This is a genomic window from Rhodococcus sp. NPDC056506 (genome assembly GCF_042794945.1).
Classification (GTDB): Bacteria; Actinomycetota; Actinomycetes; order Mycobacteriales; family Mycobacteriaceae; genus Rhodococcus_F.
This window is the reverse complement of the sequence record NZ_JBHTSW010000007.1, coordinates 180,337-199,979: the sequence shown is the minus strand read 5'-3', so window position 1 is coordinate 199,979 and position 19,643 is coordinate 180,337. Positions and strand designations below refer to the sequence as shown.

At 62.0% G+C, this 19,643-nt stretch carries 17 protein-coding genes, 1 tRNA gene and 3 pseudogenes; 8 read left to right on the top strand and 13 right to left on the bottom strand.

The features are described 5' to 3' along the window. Positions 1-47: 47 nt before the first annotated feature. Positions 48-121: transfer RNA gene (locus ACFQ6H_RS09800), tRNA-Gly, on the bottom strand. Positions 122-536: 415 nt separating this feature from the next. Then, positions 537-748 (bottom strand): annotated as a pseudogene (locus tag ACFQ6H_RS09795) (IS21 family transposase); the annotation flags it as partial. A gap of 28 nt (positions 749-776) precedes the next feature. Here ACFQ6H_RS09795 and ACFQ6H_RS09790 point away from each other — a divergent pair. Then, complete coding sequence (locus ACFQ6H_RS09790; RefSeq protein WP_251011529.1) at positions 777-1,061, top strand: hypothetical protein; 285 nt, start codon at positions 777-779, stop codon at positions 1,059-1,061. A gap of 272 nt (positions 1,062-1,333) precedes the next feature. On the opposite strand, the gene ACFQ6H_RS09785 is transcribed toward ACFQ6H_RS09790, so the two are convergent. Then, positions 1,334-1,846, bottom strand: a complete 513-nt coding sequence (locus ACFQ6H_RS09785; RefSeq protein ID WP_378645798.1) for a MarR family winged helix-turn-helix transcriptional regulator — start codon at positions 1,844-1,846, stop codon at positions 1,334-1,336. Positions 1,847-1,988: 142 nt separating this feature from the next. Between ACFQ6H_RS09785 and ACFQ6H_RS09780 the strand changes: the two genes are divergently transcribed. Further along, positions 1,989-3,242, top strand: a complete 1,254-nt coding sequence (locus tag ACFQ6H_RS09780) for an amidohydrolase family protein (protein WP_378645795.1) — start codon at positions 1,989-1,991, stop codon at positions 3,240-3,242. A 534-nt stretch (positions 3,243-3,776) separates the two neighbouring features. Next, positions 3,777-4,610, top strand: a pseudogene (locus ACFQ6H_RS09775) (DDE-type integrase/transposase/recombinase). On the opposite strand, the gene guaB reads toward ACFQ6H_RS09775, so the two are convergent. The 4 genes from guaB to ACFQ6H_RS09755 form a co-directional block, all read right to left on the bottom strand. Further along, on the bottom strand, positions 4,598-6,109 hold the full coding sequence (guaB, locus tag ACFQ6H_RS09770; RefSeq protein ID WP_378645792.1) for an IMP dehydrogenase: 1,512 nt from the start codon (positions 6,107-6,109) through the stop codon (positions 4,598-4,600). The pseudogene ACFQ6H_RS09775 and the gene guaB sit on opposite strands and share 13 nt — an antisense overlap. Positions 6,110-6,245: 136 nt before the next feature. Further along, positions 6,246-7,397 carry a M20 family metallopeptidase gene (locus ACFQ6H_RS09765; RefSeq protein WP_378645789.1) on the bottom strand — a complete coding sequence of 384 codons (1,152 nt, stop codon included), beginning with the start codon at positions 7,395-7,397 and terminating at the stop codon, positions 6,246-6,248. Continuing rightward, a complete protein-coding gene (locus ACFQ6H_RS09760; RefSeq protein ID WP_378645786.1) occupies positions 7,394-8,827 on the bottom strand; it encodes an aldehyde dehydrogenase family protein in 1,434 nt (477 codons plus the stop codon). Before ACFQ6H_RS09760 ends, ACFQ6H_RS09765 begins: the two co-directional genes overlap by 4 nt. Before the next feature lie 33 nt (positions 8,828-8,860). Continuing rightward, complete coding sequence (locus ACFQ6H_RS09755) at positions 8,861-10,423, bottom strand: GMC family oxidoreductase (protein WP_378645783.1); 1,563 nt, start codon at positions 10,421-10,423, stop codon at positions 8,861-8,863. 131 nt (positions 10,424-10,554) lie between these two features. Between ACFQ6H_RS09755 and ACFQ6H_RS09750 the strand changes: the two genes are divergently transcribed. Then, complete coding sequence (locus ACFQ6H_RS09750) at positions 10,555-11,088, top strand: GbsR/MarR family transcriptional regulator (protein WP_378645780.1); 534 nt, start codon at positions 10,555-10,557, stop codon at positions 11,086-11,088. On the opposite strand, the pseudogene ACFQ6H_RS09745 reads toward ACFQ6H_RS09750, so the two are convergent. The 4 genes and pseudogenes from ACFQ6H_RS09745 to ACFQ6H_RS09730 form a co-directional block, all read right to left on the bottom strand. Then, positions 11,038-11,598 (bottom strand): annotated as a pseudogene (locus tag ACFQ6H_RS09745) (integrase core domain-containing protein); the annotation flags it as partial. The gene ACFQ6H_RS09750 and the pseudogene ACFQ6H_RS09745 sit on opposite strands and share 51 nt — an antisense overlap. Before the next feature lie 129 nt (positions 11,599-11,727). Continuing rightward, the gene (locus ACFQ6H_RS09740) at positions 11,728-11,883 is read right to left on the bottom strand and encodes a hypothetical protein (protein WP_378645778.1); all 156 of its coding nucleotides are present in this window, start codon (positions 11,881-11,883) and stop codon (positions 11,728-11,730) included. 662 nt (positions 11,884-12,545) lie between these two features. Then, on the bottom strand, positions 12,546-13,310 hold the full coding sequence (locus ACFQ6H_RS09735; protein WP_214881718.1) for a hypothetical protein: 765 nt from the start codon (positions 13,308-13,310) through the stop codon (positions 12,546-12,548). Next, a complete protein-coding gene (locus ACFQ6H_RS09730) occupies positions 13,307-13,924 on the bottom strand; it encodes a hypothetical protein (RefSeq protein WP_214881721.1) in 618 nt (205 codons plus the stop codon). The genes ACFQ6H_RS09735 and ACFQ6H_RS09730 overlap by 4 nt, the downstream gene beginning before the upstream one ends. Positions 13,925-14,583: 659 nt before the next feature. Here ACFQ6H_RS09730 and dcd point away from each other — a divergent pair. The 4 genes from dcd to ACFQ6H_RS09710 all read left to right on the top strand — a co-directional run bounded on the left by dcd (position 14,584) and on the right by ACFQ6H_RS09710 (position 17,315). Further along, positions 14,584-15,153: a dCTP deaminase gene (dcd, locus tag ACFQ6H_RS09725; RefSeq protein ID WP_378645773.1), complete on the top strand. Its 570-nt coding sequence runs from the start codon at positions 14,584-14,586 to the stop codon at positions 15,151-15,153. 25 nt (positions 15,154-15,178) lie between these two features. Further along, complete coding sequence (locus tag ACFQ6H_RS09720; RefSeq protein WP_378645770.1) at positions 15,179-15,463, top strand: hypothetical protein; 285 nt, start codon at positions 15,179-15,181, stop codon at positions 15,461-15,463. A 91-nt stretch (positions 15,464-15,554) separates the two neighbouring features. After that, a complete protein-coding gene (locus ACFQ6H_RS09715) occupies positions 15,555-15,761 on the top strand; it encodes a hypothetical protein (protein WP_007726530.1) in 207 nt (68 codons plus the stop codon). A 30-nt stretch (positions 15,762-15,791) separates the two neighbouring features. Further along, positions 15,792-17,315, top strand: coding sequence for a hypothetical protein (locus tag ACFQ6H_RS09710; protein WP_378645767.1), 1,524 nt, complete (start codon positions 15,792-15,794; stop codon positions 17,313-17,315). A gap of 2 nt (positions 17,316-17,317) precedes the next feature. Here ACFQ6H_RS09710 and ACFQ6H_RS09705 read toward each other — a convergent pair whose 3' ends face one another. Both ACFQ6H_RS09705 and ACFQ6H_RS09700 read right to left on the bottom strand, forming a co-directional pair. Further along, positions 17,318-18,070, bottom strand: a complete 753-nt coding sequence (locus tag ACFQ6H_RS09705; protein ID WP_378548266.1) for an IclR family transcriptional regulator — start codon at positions 18,068-18,070, stop codon at positions 17,318-17,320. Then, positions 18,070-19,581, bottom strand: a complete 1,512-nt coding sequence (locus ACFQ6H_RS09700; RefSeq protein WP_378645765.1) for an APC family permease — start codon at positions 19,579-19,581, stop codon at positions 18,070-18,072. Before ACFQ6H_RS09700 ends, ACFQ6H_RS09705 begins: the two co-directional genes overlap by 1 nt. Between the last annotated feature and the right edge of the window lie 62 nt (positions 19,582-19,643).

Below are 19,643 nucleotides of genomic sequence, written 5' to 3'. Positions count from 1 at the left end.
CGAAACCCCCGGCGACTGTTGCCAGTTCATCGGGGGTTTCTGAGTGGTGGAGCCGATGACGGGAATCGAACCCGCGTATTCAGCTTGGGAAGCTGATGTTCTACCATTGAACTACATCGGCGTTAGGGCTCTGACCTGCGATGATTGCCCACCTCAACCTGCGTGTTCGTTTACGTGTCACGCTCGTTGTGACATGTAGTCAACAGCTGAAGCTGCACGCCGCAGAGCGTCGTCCCGGGGATGAGCATACAGCCGCATGGTTATTGAGGTGTCAGCGCGTCCTATCGATGTGGCGATCACCGATGCGAAGAACGTCGCCGGGATGGGGGTGGCACGTACCTTTCGGCACCGCTCCGACGACGACCAGGTAAGGGCGTTGAAACTCTACAGCTACGACGATCACGGGTTCAGCGAGATCGGCGAGGTGCTCGTGCAGGTGTTAGTCGCCGCGGTCGAGGGCGCGGTATGGAATGCGCGCCGTGCGGAGCAGTGGCGAGTCGAGGTCGAGGGACTGCGTGCGGGAGGCGATGAAGACGCGGCATCCGAGGAAACTCCGACAACAGAGCCCGCACCTGCGGCTCGACCGCATCAGCGAGGGTGCGTTGCAGTTTTCGTTGATACTTCGGAGGACGATCCGATGCCAACGCCGAGTGCGCGGTATTGCAAGTCACCCCAACCGCCGCGCGATCTCACTGATCGACAGGCTCTCAGCCCGATGCAAACGGCGGATCTCCGCCCAATCCTCCACTGAAATCATCCCACAACACTCACGCAAGGTGGTTAATTTTCGTCCGACGACATCCGTTCAGTTTTCACCCGTCGTCGACAGAACGCATTTCACCCTTCTCTACGACGGTGCTGCGCAGCGCACGGCGGAGTGCCCGACTTTGGAGGAAGCCATCCGGAGTATCGAAGTGGGTCAGATCGATCGCACGCTCTGGAGCATTCAATACATGGATCGTGAGGGCGGAACTTTGGTCTACCGGTTCCCGCGGACTGCGGAGACGGTGACGAAAGATGAACGCGCGGAACTGAGTACAACGACCCGGATCGTGGCGTAACGCTGATCTGTGCGTGGCGCCCCTTCAGGCGGTGTGGGAAGCAGGCTCGTTGCCAGTGGGAATGGGAGCTCTTCAACTGTTGGCCGGCTGCCACGAGAGGGTGAGCCTCGGCGTGTCGGGCTGTGTCAGGTGACGGCACTATAGTCTGGACCGCCGCCAGGTGGAGAAGTCTCGCGTGTGATGACGTATGGCGTGCCGCCCACGACGGAGCCTGGGCGGCTGACGCAGTGGCCTGCTGACGCGGGCATAGCAGGCCCGGTCGAACGGTGACCTTACGCGACTGGCGGTACTGGGGGTCTGTTGGCGGTGCCTGGTGCGGGCAGCTGGGCGGTGGAGTCCGTGTACTTGAGGAGAAGTCGTGCGAATTCGAGACGCTCGGCTTCGGGCCAGCCGCGGGTGATGTATTCGAATGCCTGCCGCTGCTGGTGGCGGAAGCGGCTGAGGAGGGCGCTGCCTTCTTCGGTGAGGTGGAGCACGGTGCGGCGGCCGTCCTGCTGCGACGCCGCGCGAATCAGGTAGCCGTGGGAGATGCAGTCGCTCACCATGCGGCTGGCCACCGACGGGTCCACCAGGAGGTGGTCGGCAAGCCCGCCGACCGTCATCTCCGTGTCCACCTCGGTCGCCTCGTCGACGATGTTGAGGACCAGGTTGCGCTTGAGGTCCTTGGGCCCCACAGGGGGGTCGACCGGCGCTTGCATGGTGCGCCGCCTCAGCCGCGCGAAGGCCGTACCGACGGCATCCAGGAGGTCCTCGCCTTGCGGCATGGAGGCATCCGTTTTGATCACCCTCGAAGCTTAACGCATGTAACTACCAATTGCAGATGCATGCGATTATGCATGGAATTGCAATTTGCATTAGTGTGGTCATCGCGGTGGGGAGAACTCGGCATTCAGCGGAGCGACAGGCCTGCCCGGAGAAGAGAGCGACATGATCACAGCCATCATCAACGGCCGTCTGTTCGACGGTGAACGCGTACTGGAGGACACCACCGTGGTGCTGAACGGCACGCGGATTGCCGCGGTCGGAGGTGAACCGCCCGCAGGGGCGGGCATCGTCGACGCCAGGGGCGGAACACTGCTGCCCGGTCTGTTCGACGCCCATGTACACACCTCCGAAGAGACACTCGCGCTGGCACTGCGGTTTGGGATCACCACCGAACTGGAGATGCAGGGCATGAATACCAAGGCCAGTCGCGCACACATCACGGAGAATGATTCCCTCGCCGATGTCCGCTCTGCGGGGTTCGGCATCACTCCTCCCGGGGGTCACCCCAGCGAACTCATGCCCAAAGATTTCAAACCGGAAGGCCACAGCGGCCCAGACGACCGCGGCGATCGGCCTGGCCCGCACGAGATGCCACTGATGCCGTTCTCCACCACTCCGGAAGAAGCGGTCGCTTTCGTCCCCCAGCTCGTCGCGGCGGGCTCGGATTACATCAAGTTCATGGTCGACGACGGTACCGTCGAGGGCCACCCCGGTCTGCCCATGCTCGATCAGGCAACCCTGAGTGCCGGTGTCGCCGAGGCTCACCGGCACGGGATGCTCGCCATCGCCCACACCTTGACCGTGGATGCGACACGGATGGCGATCGAGGCCGGCATCGATGGCTTCGCCCACCTGTTCATGGACCAGCCGCACAGCGACGAAATCATCGACCTCATCGCCGCCTCCGGCGCGTTCGTCGTCCCCTGTGTCGTCCTGAACGCCTCCATGATGGGCGTCACCGGCACATCCCTCACCGAGGACCCGCGTGTCAGTTCACGCCTGAACGAGGCATGGACGAACACTCTCAACAGCAGCTACAACCGCTACCCGCAAGGCAAACTGGAGGACGTCCTGGCCTCGGTCAAGGCCCTGCACGACGTAGGCGTCGACCTGATGGTGGGCACCGACGCAGCCCCCCTGCCACTGCCGTTCCTGGGCGGTGTGGTCCACGGCGCCAGCGTCCACCAGGAGCTCCAGTACCTCGTCCGCGCCGGCCTCACCCCGATCCAGGCCCTGCGCGCGGCGACCCTCACCCCGGCACGTCGCTTCGGCCTGGAGGACCGTGGCCGCATCGCCGAGGGCCTGCGGGCCGACCTGCTGCTCGTGGACGGCGACCCCACCACCACGATCAGCGACACTCTCAACTTGCGTGACGTATGGCGCCGCGGCATCCGCACCACTCTCTCGGCCTCATAGAAACTCGCGACCGGCAAGCGACCGCTGCCCGTCACGTCCTCCGGGGCGGGCGGCTGCCTTGCGCCACTCACCCGCGCTGACCGCGATCAACGGCCTGCAGCTGCTGGTCTGTCTGCGGGACAGTCTTCGCCGAAGATTTGGTTCACCAGTTCAGTGACAGGTATCGGCTTTGCGATCTCGCCGAACCGGTTTACCAGGATCACCCTGAATGGGTAGCCGTTCTGTTCCTTCTGTTCCCAGTCGAGGTCGACTACTTCACCCACAGTCAAAGCCCGGTATCGGGCCCCATCGATATGCTGAAGTGCGCCTGGCACTCGATTCGGACTGTAACCCGAGACCACTGCAGAAGTGTGCACCGACAAGACCATGCTCCACAGGGGTCCCGAATGGACGTGGGTAACAGTTCCAGCGAGTGATAGCGGCATCTAGCTGTAATGACCAGGGAGGTTGTGGACGGCGTGGCAGCGACAGACAGGTGAGGACCTCCGGTATCGGTGTGGTTACCACAACTGCACCGACAACCGAGAGGCCCTCGTGTCACACGCTAATGCCTTGCTCACACCGAAGGGGCGATTGAAACTCGCGACTTCGATCGTCGACGACGGATGGTCGATCCGCCGCGCCGCCGAACGATTCCAGGTGTCACCGACCACCGCCAAGAAGTGGGCCGACCGATACCGCACTGGTGGCCCGGCGGCGATGGCCGACCGCTCGAGCCGACCGCGCCGCAGCCCCGGCAGGACACCGACCCGCACCGAACGTCGAATCATCAACCTGCGCTTCCTCCGTCGCTGGGGCCCACACCGCATCGTTTCCTCTGCCCGCGACCTCGACATCAAGAAGCTCGGCCGTGTCCCCGACGGCGGTGGCATCGCAAGTTCGGTCGCACGATCGGCAACCGCCACAACAAGAAACAGGGCCGCGGTTACGCGTACGTCCATCACGCCGTCGACGATCACAGCCGACTGGCGTACTCGACAGATCCTCGGCGACGAACGCAAAGAAACCGCCTCGAGGTTCTTCGAACGCGCCAAAGCCTACTTCGCGGCCCATGACATCACGATTGCGCGCGTGTTGACCGACAACGGATCCTGTTACCGCTCAATGCTATTCACACAGGCCCTCGGCCCTGACATCAAGCACAAGCGGACCAGGCCCTACCGGCCGCAGACCAACGGCAAAGTCGAACAATTCAACAGAACCCTCAACCAGGAATGGGCCTACGCGAACACCTACCTCTCCGACGAAGCCCGAGCTGCGACCTACCACTCCTCTCGCGCCATTCGCTCCTATCTGCGCGCGAAGCATTGCGGTAGTCGTCCCTGCAACCGTCGGACCCGATCGGGCACCGCGTGTCACCGATGGTAATTCGGCGCTTCGACGGTCATCGCGATGTCGTGCGGGTGTGATTCCTTCAGACCGGCCGCAGTGATGCGGACGAACTTGCCGCGGGCCTTCAGTTCCGGCACGGTGTGGCCACCCACATAGAACATGGTCTGGCACAGGCCACCCACCAGTTGGTGGACCACGGAGGAGAGCGGTCCGCGGTAGGGAACCTGACCCTCGATGCCCTCAGGGATCAGTTTCTCGTCGGACGGGACATCCGCCTGGAAGTAACGGTCCTTGGAGTAGGACGTGTTTTTCCCGCGCGTCTGCATGGCGCCCAGCGAGCCCATGCCGCGGTAGGTCTTGAACTGGCGGCCGTTGACGAAAACCAGGTCACCCGGGGACTGCTGCGTTCCGGCCAGCAGCGAGCCGAGCATGACGGAGTCGGCACCGGCGACGAGAGCTTTGCCGATGTCGCCCGAGTACTGCAGGCCTCCGTCGGCGATGACCGGGACGCCTGCGGGGATTGCGGCCTTCGCGCACTCGTAGATCGCGGTGACCTGCGGGACACCCACGCCGGCGACGATTCGGGTGGTGCAGATGGAGCCCGGGCCCACGCCGACCTTGATCGCGTCGGCGCCGGCGTCGATGAGCGCCTGGGCACCCTCGCGGGTGGCGGCCTGTCCGCCGATGACGTCCACGTGTGCCGCGGCCGGATCCTTCTTCAGGCGCGCGATCATCTCCAGCACACCCCGGCTATGGCCGTTGGCGGTGTCCACGACCAGAACGTCTACACCGGCGTCCACGAGCGCCATGGCACGGTCGTAGCCCTCGCCGAAGAAGCCCACGGCGGCGCCGACGCGCAAACGGCCCTCATCGTCCTTGGTGGCTAGGGGGTAGTCCTCGGCCTTGTCGAAGTCCTTGACGGTGATGAGGCCCTGCAGGACGTTGTTCGCGTCCACCAGCGGCAGCTTCTCGATGCGGTGCTTGGCCAGCAACTCCAGAACGGCGTCGCGGGAAGTGCCCACCGGAGCCGTGATCAACGGCATAGAGGTCATTTTCTCGTCGATTTTGGTGGTGGGCCACTCGTTGCGCGGGACGAACCGGGTGTCGCGATTGGTGATGATGCCCAACAGCTTTCGGTCTTCGTCCACGACCGGCAGGCCGGAGACGTGGTAGTGCGCGCACAGATCGTCCAGGTCCTGCAGCGTCGCGTCCGGGGCGATCGTCACCGGGTCGGAAATCATGCCCGATTCGGAACGCTTGACCCGGTCCACTTGGCGGGCCTGGTTCTCGATCGAGATGTTGCGGTGAATGATGCCGATGCCGCCGAGGCGGGCCAGGGCGATCGCCATCGGCGCCTCCGTGACGGTGTCCATCGCGGCTGAGAGGATCGGGACGTTGATGTTGATGCGGCGGCTCAGACGCGTGCTCGTCTCCGCTTCAGAAGGGATGACATCGGTCGGGCCCGGCAACAGCAGTACGTCGTCATAAGTCAGGCCCTCAAAGGCGAAGGGATTGAAGATTTCGCTTGCGCTCACGTGCAACGCCTTTCGGATGTGGTCAGGACGGGTTTCACTATTCTAGGGCGCGTCTCCTCACACCTTTGTCCAGGTAGTGATGACTCGAAAAGCCTTCACTACCTGGACATCCGGGATGTGGGCCGGCGTCGCTGATTCAGTGAGGATTTGTCGGATGCTGTGTCGCGAAATCGGCTGCGGTCCAAGCCATCGCTATGGCGCCGTCGAGAACGGCTTTGTCGGCAGTGGGGCTGATGCAGGCGTCGGCGAACTCGGGTTGGTGGTTGACCGCGGGGTGACAGCCCAGACCGAGCATGGGGTGAATGGTGGGCACTGCGTGGGAGATATTGCCCATGTCGGTGGCTGCACCCACCGTGCCGTCTGGTAGATCGGGGAAGGTGCGACCGAGGGCTTCGGCATTGGCGCGGTATTGAGCAAGCAGTGCGGTGTCGGGGCGTAAGTCTGCGTAGTCCGGACCGTCGGGAGTGAACGTCAGGGCACATCCCGTGGCTATCGCTCCAGCTTCGAAGCATCGTTTGACCCGCGCTGTGAGTGTGGCGAGCGCTTCTACGGTGTCGGAGCGGACGATCCAGCGTCCGGCTGCAGTATCGGGGATCACGTTGACGGCGCTGCCGGCGTTGGTGACGATGCCCTGAATCCGGTCGGTTCCGCGAGTTTGTTGTCGCAGTTGCCCTATCGCTACTTGCGCGATAAGCATCGCATCGGCAGCGTTGACTCCTAGTTCGGGATAGGCCCCGGCGTGGGCGGGTTTTCCTTTGTACGTGACTTCGAATTGGGAAATGGCGGTTCCGGGCATCGCCGTCATTTCGATGGCGGCGGGGTGGACCATCATCGCCGCGTGAAGTCCGTCGAAGGCACCGCGTTCGAGCATGAGGATCTTTCCGCCGCCGCCTTCTTCAGCGGGGGTGCCGAGGAGTGTTACGGTCAACCCCAGGTCGTCGGCGAGGTCGGCTAGTCCGAGGACGGCTCCGACGGCGGCGGCGGCGATGATGTTATGGCCACATGCGTGTCCGATTTCGGGGAGGGCGTCGTATTCGGCGCAGATTCCGACGTGTATCGGGCCTGATCCGCTCGTGGCGTGGACGGCGGTGGGTAGGTCGTAGCACCCGTGTTTCACCTCGAAGCCCGCGCCGTTGAGTTCGTCGGCGATCCACTGACTTGCTCGGTGTTCTTCGAATCCCAATTCAGGGTTCGCGTGGATACGGTGCGACAGCTTCAGAAGCTTGCCTGCGTGTTGTCGAATCCTTTGCTCGATGGCAGCTTTCGGGCTGACGAAAGGTGGTGTCATGAAAGTGCGGACGCAGTTGTGGGGGCAGTGTGGATCGTTGAGGGGCGGGTCGCGGCGTCGTATGCCGCTCGGGCGCCAGTGGCGCCCATACCGCTCTCGCCGGCGGGTTCGTACAGTCTCTCTGAGCCGCCGCCCTGCCATTGGTTGACCCAAGTCACCCCGGCGGGGATGGCCGCGGCTGCGGCGGCGTGGTCGGGGTTGTGCGTGTAGACGGTTGCCCCGAGGGCGAAGCGCGATGAACTGGCGCGGTCGAGTCCCTCCTCGAAGGAGGAGACGACAACAACAGGGGCTAGTGGGCCGAATGTTTCCTCGGTCATCGCGAGCATCGAGTCGTCGACGTCTGTGAGCACGGTGGCCGGGTAGAAGAATCCCGCCCGTTTCGGGATTACCCCGCCGATGCGGACGTGTGCCCCGCGTTCGACTGCGTCGATGACGTGTCGATGGACGATATCGCGCTGGCGTGCATCGACCAACGGTCCCAGTACGGTTTCGGGGTTGTGGCCGTCGCCGAGGGTATAGGTGGCGGCGGCGTCGACCAGTGCGTCGACGAATGCCTCGGCGATGTCCTGGTGTACATAAATGCGTTCCATGGACGTGCAGATCTGTCCGGTGTTGACGAATGCGCCGAAGGCGATCGCGGCGGCGGTCGCGACAGGATCGACCCCGGCGTCGACGACGACGGGGTCCTTGCCGCCGAGTTCGAGAATCGACCGGCACAACCGCTCACCCGTCGCGGCGCCGATTCGCCGGCCTGTATCGACGGACCCCGTGAAGTGCACCAATCGGATTTGCCTGTGCTCGACTAACGGCGCCCCGGCGCGAGCGTCACCGAGGACGAGGTTGACGACGCCAGGAGGCAACGTCGACAACTCGAAGAGCCGGGCGGTGGATAGTGGTGATCGCTCGGACGGCTTGACCACGACGGTGTTGCCCGAGGCGAGAAGAGGTCCGAGAGCGCCCAGCACCATTGGTACGGGGAAGTTCCACGGGGTGATGACGGCGGTGGCACCTAGAGGGTGACGCAGGATTGTCGTTGTACTGCCATCGGCGCCGGGAACGGTTTCGGCGAATGGATAGGTCAACGCATCATCGACTGCAGTTCGAAACCCCTGGACACCGCCATCGATGAAGTACCTTCCGAGAGCGACCGGCTTCCCCATTTCCTGACATTCGAGCTCCGCCAGGTCCTCGGCATGCTCGGCAATCTCGTCAGCCCACCGTAGGAGATGCTCCACGCGTTCGGCGACTGGTAACTCCGCCCACCCGGGTTGCGCCTGCACGGCCGCAGCGACAGCGCGGTCGATATCGTCGCACGATCCACTGGGATAGTGTGCGATGACGTTTTCGGTGGCGGGATTCACCAGATCATTCAGTGCTGAATCCTGGGAGTCTTCCCATTTTCCGCCGATCAAATTCTGTAATGTTTTCATGCGAAAAGTACTGCCTTCCTTGTGATGTCGCGCTCAACGGATTCGGTCGGCCATGAGTTCGCCCACCATAATTGCCGTCAGGTTGGTGTTGGCACGTGGGACGGAAGGGAATATCGACGCGTCCACCACTCGTAGCCGGTCGGTTCCGAGGACTCGACAGGATGGGTCAACCACGGTGTCCTTGTTTCCGGATGCGCCCATCCGGCAGGTACTGGTGGCGTGCTGAACGTCGCTCACGGTTGCGAGCAAGTGGTCGTCGAGCTCGCTGTCACTGTCGAGTGCCGAGAACAGTTCCTTGTTTTCGGTTTCGAGTGGTCCGTGGGTGATGGCGGCGACTGCCGGGTCGCGAGCGAGGTCGACCAGGTCGCGTATCCCGTCGCGCAACCGGGAAAGGTCTCGCTCGTCGGAGAGCATCCGGGAGTGAATTTGAGGTTGATCCGCCGGGTCGGACGAGGTCAGAGTTAGTATTCCGCGGGAATAGGCCTGATTCACCCAGACTCCGAACGCGCCTGCCAACGCGCGCATGTCAGGGTTGGCCATGGCGACGACATTCTGATTTTGTGACACGAACATCATGTCGCCGAGGGGGGCGTCGGGTTTGCTGGTGTATCTGACGCAGACGTTGGTGTGTCGATCGTCGGGGCTCTGGATCCCAGCTTCGTCGATCAGAGGAATGGAGATCACCGCCATCGGATGGTCTTGTAGGTCGTGTCCGACCGGAAGATCCTGGCGCACTTGGATCCCCAGTCCGCGCAGCTGTCCGGCCGGGCCGATTCCGGACCGCATGAGAATGGCTGGGGAGTGGACTGCTCCGGCGCTCAGTATTATTTCGTCGGCGTGCTCGGTCGCTACGGTGCCGTTGACGATGATCCGGACCCCGATGGCGCGGTCTCCGGCGAACACCACCTGGTCGACCAGGGCGTCGCCTCGGATCGTCAAGGTCGCGGAATCACGGGCGTTCTCGAGGTAGGCGTCGTTGACCGATACTCGCTGTCCGGACCGGGAGTTGATCGGATAGGGCGAGACCCCTATCGCGTGGGGGGCATTGACGTCGGCGGCCCACGCGTGACCGGCGGACAGGGCTGCACTGCACAGTGCGGTGTCGACGGCGCCCCAATTCTCCTGGGGCATGCGGTAAATCGGGGTTGGGCCTCCTCGGCCGTGGTAGTCTTCGGCGCCGTATTCTTCGTCGTCCTCGAGCTTGGCGAAGTAGGGCAGCACGTCGGTAGGTCCCCAACCCGTACAACCCCATGTGACCCAATCGTCGAAATCTTCCATCGGCGGACGAATAGCGATCTGGCCATTGATCGAGGAGCTGCCGCCGACCCCTCGACCCCGCCAGTAGGGCGCGGCCGCTTGCTTTTCGGTTCGCGCCGCATCGAGCCCGGTCCAGACGAGACCGTCCATGGCGGTGGGGTCGAGCAGGGCTTTGATCGGGTTGGGTGAGCGCCATGCTTGATGCATGCTCGCCGAGCGATAGTTCGGTCCCGCTTCGAGAAGTAGGACTCGTTTGCCTTTCTCTGCGGAACGGACGGCGAGCGCACCCCCTGCCGATCCTGCTCCGACCACGATGACGTCCCAGCCTGTCTCGATCACAACGAACCTCCGTAACGTATTGCGCGTATGAGGTCTCCCGGAGCCTCCGGGTCCTGCCGAGTATGATTGTCCACAAGTAAGATTCAGTCAATAGTGAATGTTCATTATTTTTTGATCAAATGGAGGTGGCGATGTCGGAACCACACGGCAGCGGCAATTCGGGCGACCACGTGTCCCTGATTGAGGATTTCGGTACGCATATCGGGCACGCGATGGGGTGGCCACCCATGGCGGGCCGCGCTGCGGGCGTGTTGATGCTCAGCGTGGCGCCGATGAGTATGGCGCAACTTCAGCAAGCTCTTGATGCGAGCAAAGGGTCGGTATCCGAGACCACCCGGCTACTCATGACCAACGGCATCGTGGAGCGATTCAAAGAGCCAGGTAGTCGCCAGTTCGTCTACCGATGGCGCGAGGACGCCTGGCTCGGGTGCCTCCAGCATCAACTCGAGCAGACCACCGAACTGCTGGCCCTCGCGGAAAGCGCGCAGGGCCGCGGACATGATCAACCTCCTGCACAGCGTGCCCGTCTGCGTACGATGTGCGAGTACTACACCTTCATGGTGAGTCGACTTAAGGTTCTCCTCACGGAATACGCGGCACAACTCGATCGAGATCTAGCTGTTCTTCCCGGGGACGTTGTGGACGGTGAGTCGCTCGATGGGTGACTTACCGCCGATGCCTGTGTGGGGTCGGTGGTGATTGTAGTGATGGATCAAGTCTTGGTAGGTCGCCGCTCGGGCTTCGTCGGAGAGGTAGGTGTTCGCGTAGGCCCATTCCTGGTTGAGGGTTTTGTTGAATTGTTCGACTTTGCCGTTGGTCTGCGGCCGGTAGGGCCTGGTCCGCTTGTGCTTGATGTCAGGGCCGAGGGTCTGTGCGAATAGCTCAGGGCCGAGGGTCTGTGCGAATAGCATTGAGCGGTAACAGGATCCATTGTCGGTCAACACACGCGCAATCGTGATGTCATGGGCCGCGAAGTAGGCTTTGGCGCGTTCGAAGAACCCCGAGGCGGTTCTTTGCGTTCGTCGCCGAGGATCTGTCGAGTACGCCAGTCGGCTGTGATCGTCGACGGCGTGATGGACGTACGCGTAACCGCGCCCCTGTTTCTTGTTGTGGCGGTTGCCGATCGTGCAACCGAACTTGCGATGCCCACCGCCGTCGGGGATACGGCCGAACCTCCCGAACCTCCAAGTCTCCTTCGCCGTATGGGGCCTCTCAGGGATCAGAAGGGCCGCGGCGCGACCTCAACGACTTGGGGTCACCCTCGACGGATCGACCACCCGCGGTCACTCGGTTGTTGAGGATGCTCAGTGCACGGGTACCCACGTCAACATCTGCCATCGCAGACCGACTACTTCCCCCCAACGCATGCCCGACGGCGACAGGTGCCAGTCGTGGGCGTTGCGGTTGTCCTCGATAGAGCTGAGCAATTGCCTTACCTCGCCTTCCGTGAAAGACGCCATGTCACGATGTGCTGTAGCGACGCGGGAAACGTGCTCGGCGACGTTGCGGGCCAGGAGGCCCTGATGCTTGGCATCCTCCAGGAGACGTGCGGATGAGGCGATGACCTTGTTGGTCGCCTTCGACCCCCACCGTCTACGTACCCGACCTTTGGATGTGGTCGTCCCACCGTCGGTGAGGGACTTGACCCTTCATGCCGATGTCGGTCACGGACAAGGGCTGAATTGACTTGTCGTCGTCAAACCGTCGCAGCACGTCGAGGTTGTACGTGAGCTTCGACAGCAATGACGCGCGTGCTTGCCAAAACTGTTCAATCCTCGGAATCTCCTTTGCTTCACTGCACAAATGCCACAAGACTTGACTCCGGACCAATTCCTCTACTTTGGTCACAGCGGCGCAACATGAGATCAATCTGCTTCACTATGAAGCATCATGTGGGTTGGCGCCGATGCGGGGACTCGGGCAGGCGCGCTTTGACCAGCCAATACGGGCAATCACATCGACCCACGCCCTCGGCGCGTCAGCTAGCGGTGCGGATGGCGTATCCCTGATTCGCCGGGCCTACCCCTCGAAGCGTTGGGTGACCCGAGCGTTCGCGAGGCGTTCACCATGCTCAGGTGGCAGCGGGAACGACGCCTTCATGGGATTATGCGGGGCGAATCTACTACTTGAATAGAATCGTAACGATGTCCTCGATGTGCGCTTTTGTCTTGTGCTCCCCGGGTCTGTACTTATTCGGATGCCCGCAAGCGTTACGCAGATCGAGGCACTTGCTCAGTTCAGACTTCTCGTTCTTGTCAATTACACCGAGATCTTGTGCAACCTGCAACAGCAGGGCTTCATTATATTCGACCAAGTCATCACGTTTCTTGGCACCTTTCGCTTTTGGATTGTGCTTTTGCGCTGCGGCGGTGATGTTTTGCGGTGTCGAAGAATTCCAAACTCGATCTTGAATTTCGTGCGTCGCTGCAACCCACATGAAGACAATTGCCGCGCGCCGACATCCTACGGACAAGCAGTCGACTGCTTCACCCGCATACTCTTTCGCGTCAGAGTTTTGTATGCCTTCGATGGTCGCTCGTATCTGCTCGACGTCTGACTTCTCCCGATGTTTCGCAGACGCCGTTTGCAGCTGGCTGGTGTCGACGAACGAGGTGACGAGTTTCCGCCCGCTCGACGTTAGTTGCCACAGCTTTCGTCCGTTGTCATCGTCGCCCTTGTACTCAACATTGGCGGCCGCCTTCGTGAACAACGTCGGCACGTTCCAGTTCTTCGCTCCGGGTACCCGTGCTGAAAGAATCGCATTCTTTGCCGTGGCAGAGCTGACAGGATAACTGCTCTCGACGACCTCAAGGAAGAATAGCGTCGCCAGCAGTCGCTTTACCTGGGATTCTTTCCCGATTGACGACAGAAGCTCCGTCAGTGTCATTCAGCGGATTCCATGCCGCGAACTTTGGAAACGAGCGCGCGCAGACTCTCGTGTGAACTGGGCTTCACGCGAGCAACCTTGCCACCTTTGGGACCTCCATAAGTGACGGTACTTAGGCTATTCATAACAGTGGACCAGTTCCTCTTTGGGTCGCATTTCAGTCTGAGGCACTCGGTCTTGATTGCTTCATCAGTGGTTTCGGCCTCGTCTAGGGCGTAGTCCCGCGCAGTAACTATCGCTAGGACAATGTTCTGAGCCTGTTCGCGCGTGGAGGAGCCATACTTCGAGCGCGGGCCATTAAGGTGGGGTCCACTGTCATCGAAGTAGTAGACCTCTTGCAGTTCGGTAGCGGGAATTGAAGCTTCTTTTGCGAACTTCTCGAAGATCTCCCAATTGCTTCCTACCTTGACTTTTGGCGATTCGCCTGAATCCTTTTTCGCTGTGCTGCGACCTTCAGCGGCGGCGGGAGGCTTGCCCGACGCAGGCTGGCGTGTAGGAGACTCACCCGAAAGATGCTCGATCGCGCGTCTAAACGCGAGTTCCTGGAGCGGCTCGGGAACGCCAGCATCACGCACTGCGCCCCACGCGCGAGCGATTAGCTCCTCAACTTCCACGTCTATACCTCCGTTTAGTCTGATCGGATTCTAGCTGTTACCAGGCGCCTCGAATACGAACGACACAAACGTGCGAGTGCCCACATCGACACCCAAGGGGACCGAGTGCGACGGAGTATGAAATGGGTGTAAAGCTCGACGATCGACTTCGATAAAGAGGCCGCCCAGCACGTAGCTGAAGGCCCAAATCGCATGCGTTCGATCGGTCGTTGGTCGCGTTGGGTACGTAATCGCGATGACACGCGTTAACCCCATACGTGAAGGTGAGGGGTATTTCTTGACTGGCAATGACCCGTGTTGAGAGGGGTTCGACCAATTTGGGAAGCTGATGTTCTACCATTGAACTACATCGGCGTCGCAGCCGACCGGGCGTGTATTCACCGCCGACCAACGTGCTTTCCGAACATGATCAGACGAGCTTTCAAGCAGGGTATTCCTGGTCCGTCGCCGATCAACAGAGGCGTGTCGACGTCGGTGCCACCGGTGGATGATTTGTCCACAAGCTCTGCGAGGGAAAGCCTTTCGGCATGGAAATCTCTCTACGGGTGGGGCGTTGCTCCGCCGGGGGAGTTCTGAACTCGCCTATCGCGTTTGTTGAGCGCAGCGTGATCATCCCGGCGATGGGTCGGCAATGCTCGCAGAACCGGTAACCTCTACCTGTGCTGCTCTCCGATCGTGACATCCGTGCCGAAATCTCCGTTGGACGTCTGGGTATCGCCCCTTTCGACGACTCCATGGTGCAACCGTCGAGCGTCGACGTGCGCCTGGACGGTCTGTTTCGGGTTTTCAACAACACGCGGTACACGCACATCGACCCGGCACTTCGCCAGGACGAGTTGACCAGCCTGGTCGAACCGGCAGAGGGCGAGCCGTTTGTGCTTCATCCCGGCGAGTTCGTTCTCGGTTCGACACTCGAAGTGTGCTCACTGCCGAACGACCTCGCCGGCCGTCTCGAAGGTAAGTCGAGCCTCGGGCGCCTCGGCCTGTTGACGCACTCGACCGCCGGTTTCATCGACCCGGGTTTCAGCGGCCACATCACACTGGAGCTGTCCAATGTCGCAAACCTGCCGATCACGCTCTGGCCGGGAATGAAGATCGGACAGCTCTGCCTGCTCAAGCTCTCGAGCGCTGCGGAGTTCCCGTACGGAAGCTCCGAGGCCGGATCCAAGTACCAGGGCCAGCGCGGCCCGACACCGTCGAAGGCGTACCTGAACTTCAACCGCAGCTGAACGAACGAACTTCGGGGGGAGTCGCATGATCGGAATTTTCTACGGTCTGGTTTTCATGAACTTGTTGTTCGTGACCAGCACCGTGTGTTTGATGAAGCCGTCGAAAGTCAGTGTTGTTGCGACCGCCTGTGCGGGGGTGGCGTGGCTGTTCTTCAACGGACCGCTGGAAGGTCAGGTCTTGTGGTCGTTGAACAGAGAACACGGTCTGACGGTCTCGGATCTGATGTCGCTTGTTGCCTTCGGCATCGCCGCTCGTGCTTGGAATCAGGTTCGCAAAGTCCGTGAAACCGTCGACGCAGATCGTTTCTGACCTGCGCGCTCACCTGGATTGACCGCCACTATTCGGACAGATGTTTCGACCTGGAGCACAACAGTCGTCGAATCGGGCACAATTACTGGTTATGTGGTGGATTGTCGGTGGCGTACTACTCGTATGGGTCGTGTGTTCCATTCCGATTGCCATCCTGGTGGGGCGGGGTATCGCGCGTCGGGACCGCGCAGAATTCGACGGGCGAAATCAACAGTGGGCCGACGAGGTTGTCAGGTCGATCGAGAAGCAATCGGAGCAGGACAATGCCGATCGGCGTAAGCCACCACTGATCAGCTGACCAGCTGGACTTTTCCGGAGGTGAGTGGGCATGGAACTTCCATCCGATACTCCCGACGACGTCGTGGCCGCGGCCGCCGGCGGACCAAGGGTTCCGCAGTTCGATCCCACAGTGGGGATTCCGGTAGTTCCACCTGGGGGAGATGCTCCCCACCGGTTGGTGGTCATCGGCGATTCGCTATCGCAGGGATTCCAGAGCGGGGCGATCTTCAATACAGATCTGTCGTATCCGGCGATCATTGCTCACCAGCTGGGCCGGCTCGACCAGTTCCGCTTTCCCCGTTACGGCGGCCCGGGCGGGCTTCCGCTCAACATCGAACTGTTGCTCCGCACCCTCGAGGAGCGCTTCGGCCCACGGCTCGACCTCTGGGAGGTTCCGCTCGCACTCTTTGCTGCGCGTGCGTTCATGGACCAGGTGGAGGACTACTGGGAACGCGGACCGGGCAGCGAAGCGCCGACGTTCTCGGCAATCAACCACAACCTGTCGGTGTACGGGTGGGATCTTCGTGACGCTCTGACCAAGACGGCGCAGGGCTGTGAGGACGCTCTTCACCAGCCGCACGACGATTTGATCAGCCAGATCGTCGAGAACAACGGTGAGCGCGCCGCACTGCGAGTTCTGCCGCGAGGCTCCGACGCCGAGAAGCGCATGACCGCGTTCGATGCAGCAGCGGAGTTGGGTAAGGAAGGCATCGAAACTCTGATCGTCTTCCTCGGTGCCAACAACGCGCTCCGCACCGTCACCGAACTCCGAGTCGAGTGGAGCGGCAACAACTTCCGTGATCCGGACGGCAAGCGCGACTACACGGTGTGGCAGCCTGAGCACTTCGCGTCGGAGTATGCCGAGGTACTCGCTGCGATTCGAAAGATCAACGCGCAGCACGTCATCCTCTGCACCGTCCCACACGTGACCATCGCACCGATCGCCCACGGGCTCGGTGGGAAGATCGAAATCGGATCCCGCTATTTCCCGTATTACGCGCGACCATGGGTGCGCGATACCGACTTCGACCCACAACGCGATCAACACATCACCGGCGCGCAGGCATGGGCCGTCGACACCGCAATCGACATGTACAACGACGGAATCGAGCAGGCCGTCGCGAACGCTCGTCGGGTGGGGAAGGACTGGTACCTCTGCGATATTGCCGGGTTGCTCGAGCGCGTGGCCTCACGGCGCTACGTCACCGACGTCAATGCGCGGCCGTCATGGTGGACGCCGTACCCCCTCCCCAAGGCGCTGACCGACCTGCAACCCGTGCCGGACTCGCTGTTCCTCTCCGCCGACGGTCACGGTGGCCGCGCTTCAGGCGGACTCTTCTCGCTCGACGGCGTTCATCCCACGACAGTCGCGTACGGGGTGATGGCGCAAGAACTGGCGAACATCATGGTCACGGCCGGAGTCCAGTTCGACCGTGCTCAGGTCGATTTCGACCGTCTCGTCCGACGCGACACCTTGGTGCGCACTCCGCCACAGAATCTCGATTCCACACTCGGCGTCATCGGGTGGGCGGACGAGCATCTAGGCTTCGCCAAACGTGTCTTCGGCCTCTGAATTCAGCTTGCCTTCGACATCGTCGGTGCAACGATGCGTTCCGCGTAATCCCGCAAGAGCGCCACAAGTTCTGCGTCGTCCACGGAAAGTCTGCCGGTCGGACCTATCGCAGCCAAGGCGCCGACGACACACCTTTCCGCGTCGTGGATCGGGACGGCGACGGCGGAGCGTCCGACACGAATCTCGTCCACCTCACGGGCGGGCTCACCGCGCCGGATCCGCGAGAGCTCGAGTTCCAACGCGTCGCCGTCGGTGATGGTGTGTGCGGTGACCTTTCGCAGTGGGGTCTCGGCCAACTCTGGACGGTTGGCGAGGAGCAGCTTTCCGATTGCCGACGCGTGAACGGCGGTGACCAGTGTCCGTTCACCGCTGAGTTCGTGGTCGGGATCGCGATCGACGAGCCGAATTCTGTTTTCTGCAAACGACGCGAGATAGACGCCGAACCGCAGCTGTTCGCGGAGTTCTTCGAGGAGCACCGAATTGTCGACAGGTGTGGGTTCGGCGGCAGCTCCGGCTAATTCGCGGGTGCGTCGACCTAGTGCGAATCCGGAGAGATCGGCGATCCGGACCAGGTAGCCGTCGGCGACAAGAATGTTGAGTAACCGGTATGCAGTGGCGGGTGGAATATCGGCCAGAGCGGCAATGTCTTTGGCGGTGGCACCCGATCCGAGCCGGGCCGCCGCTTCGAGCAGGGCAAGGGCGCGCTGAACGGCTCGGGGTTCGTGCCCGCCGAGGTCGCGTGGTCGACCCACCATCAGCGGACGCCGGCAGTCGGCTCGCCCACCAGCACGATGTTTCCGGCTGCGTCGGTGGCGAACACCCCAGCTCCTGGTAGCACGTCCTCGGTTTCGGGACTGTCGAAGGCTCCGACGTGCAGCAGGCTTTTGGGGCTTCGGCGTCGCAGGTAGAACTGCCAGAGCGTGCCCGAGGTCAAGATGACCAGTACGGCGATCGGTGCCACGTACGCGTGGTCGATCGTGTTGGCGTAAACCAGGTATCCGAGAACTACCGCGCCGGCGCCACTTCCACACGACGCGGCCGCGAGAACGCCGGGGGTGTGCTCACCGATCCGTGTCAGGAAGACAACGGAAGCGATCGCCACCAGTGCATAGGCCACGATGACGGCGCCGCGAACAGTCAGTCGAACGTCGTCGAAGATTTCTCCTCGCCCGAGTACGGCAAAGGTTCCGCCGCCCAGCAGGACAGTGCAGACCACGGCGGTCAATGCGAAGTAGGGCGTGCGGAAGGCACTGTGAACCGAGGCGAACCGGCGGGGGAGTAAGCGCTCGACACCGAACGAATAGACCAGGCGTGACGCAGCATTGGACGACGCCATCGACGACGCCAGCCACGAGCAACCCAGACCGACGTTGAGGGCGATCACGACACCGGGGCTCACTCCCGTCGCCGTTCCGTGGAGATAGGCGTTGACGAGGGTGTCACTGCGCCCGGACCAAGCGGCCCAGCCGGCGAAGATGAAGAGCGATCCACAGATGATCGGAGTGAGAAGGACTGTGCGGGTGACGGTTACCAGCGGCCGACGGGCCTCGGGGCCGAAGAAGGCCGCGCTCTCGAATCCGGCAAGAGCAAACACGGCAGCCAGAGCGGTGAGCAGTAGTCCGTGGCCGGAGGTGGGCGGAACGATCTGCGCTTGTTGACTTCCGGAACCGCCCAGGATCATGAGCCCGACGATGAACAGAAGGGAACAGCTTTCGACGACGAGGATCGCGAGCGCGGCGAATCTGACACTTCGCACGAGGGCACCGAGAATCAGCAAGGCTATCCCCAGATAGAGCGCGATGACGTGAAAAGTCTTGTCCACGTGCACACCCGCGAAGCCGAGCAACGCGATTGCCGCCTGCCCGCCGTGATAGAGCGTCATGACCGCGCTGCCGACGTATTTGACCAGCATGGCGATGCCGGTGGTCAATGCTGCCCGGGTGCCGAGGCCACGAAATACGAAGCTGTGCAGTCCGCCCGACGCTGCCATTCGGCGGGTGAACTGCGAAACACAGAAAGCTATGAGCGTCACCAGCACGGTGGCGGCGATGATGGTGATCATCCCGCTCAACAACCGGCCGTGCGTCAGCATGGTGACGGGCAGAACGACCATCGACACAGCGGGAGCAGTGGTCGCCACCGACTGGGCCAGCACCTCGGCACCGGAGAGTTGCCGACGGCCCAACGCGCGCAGCGGCGATCGCGCCGGGGGCTGCTTCTCGCGCGTGGTGAACGACCGCGCGATGGCTTCGGTGAGAGCGGACATGTCGCGTCACGCTAGTCCGGTTCTGTAACGCCGATATTGCGGACATGCTTCCGCTGATCGCA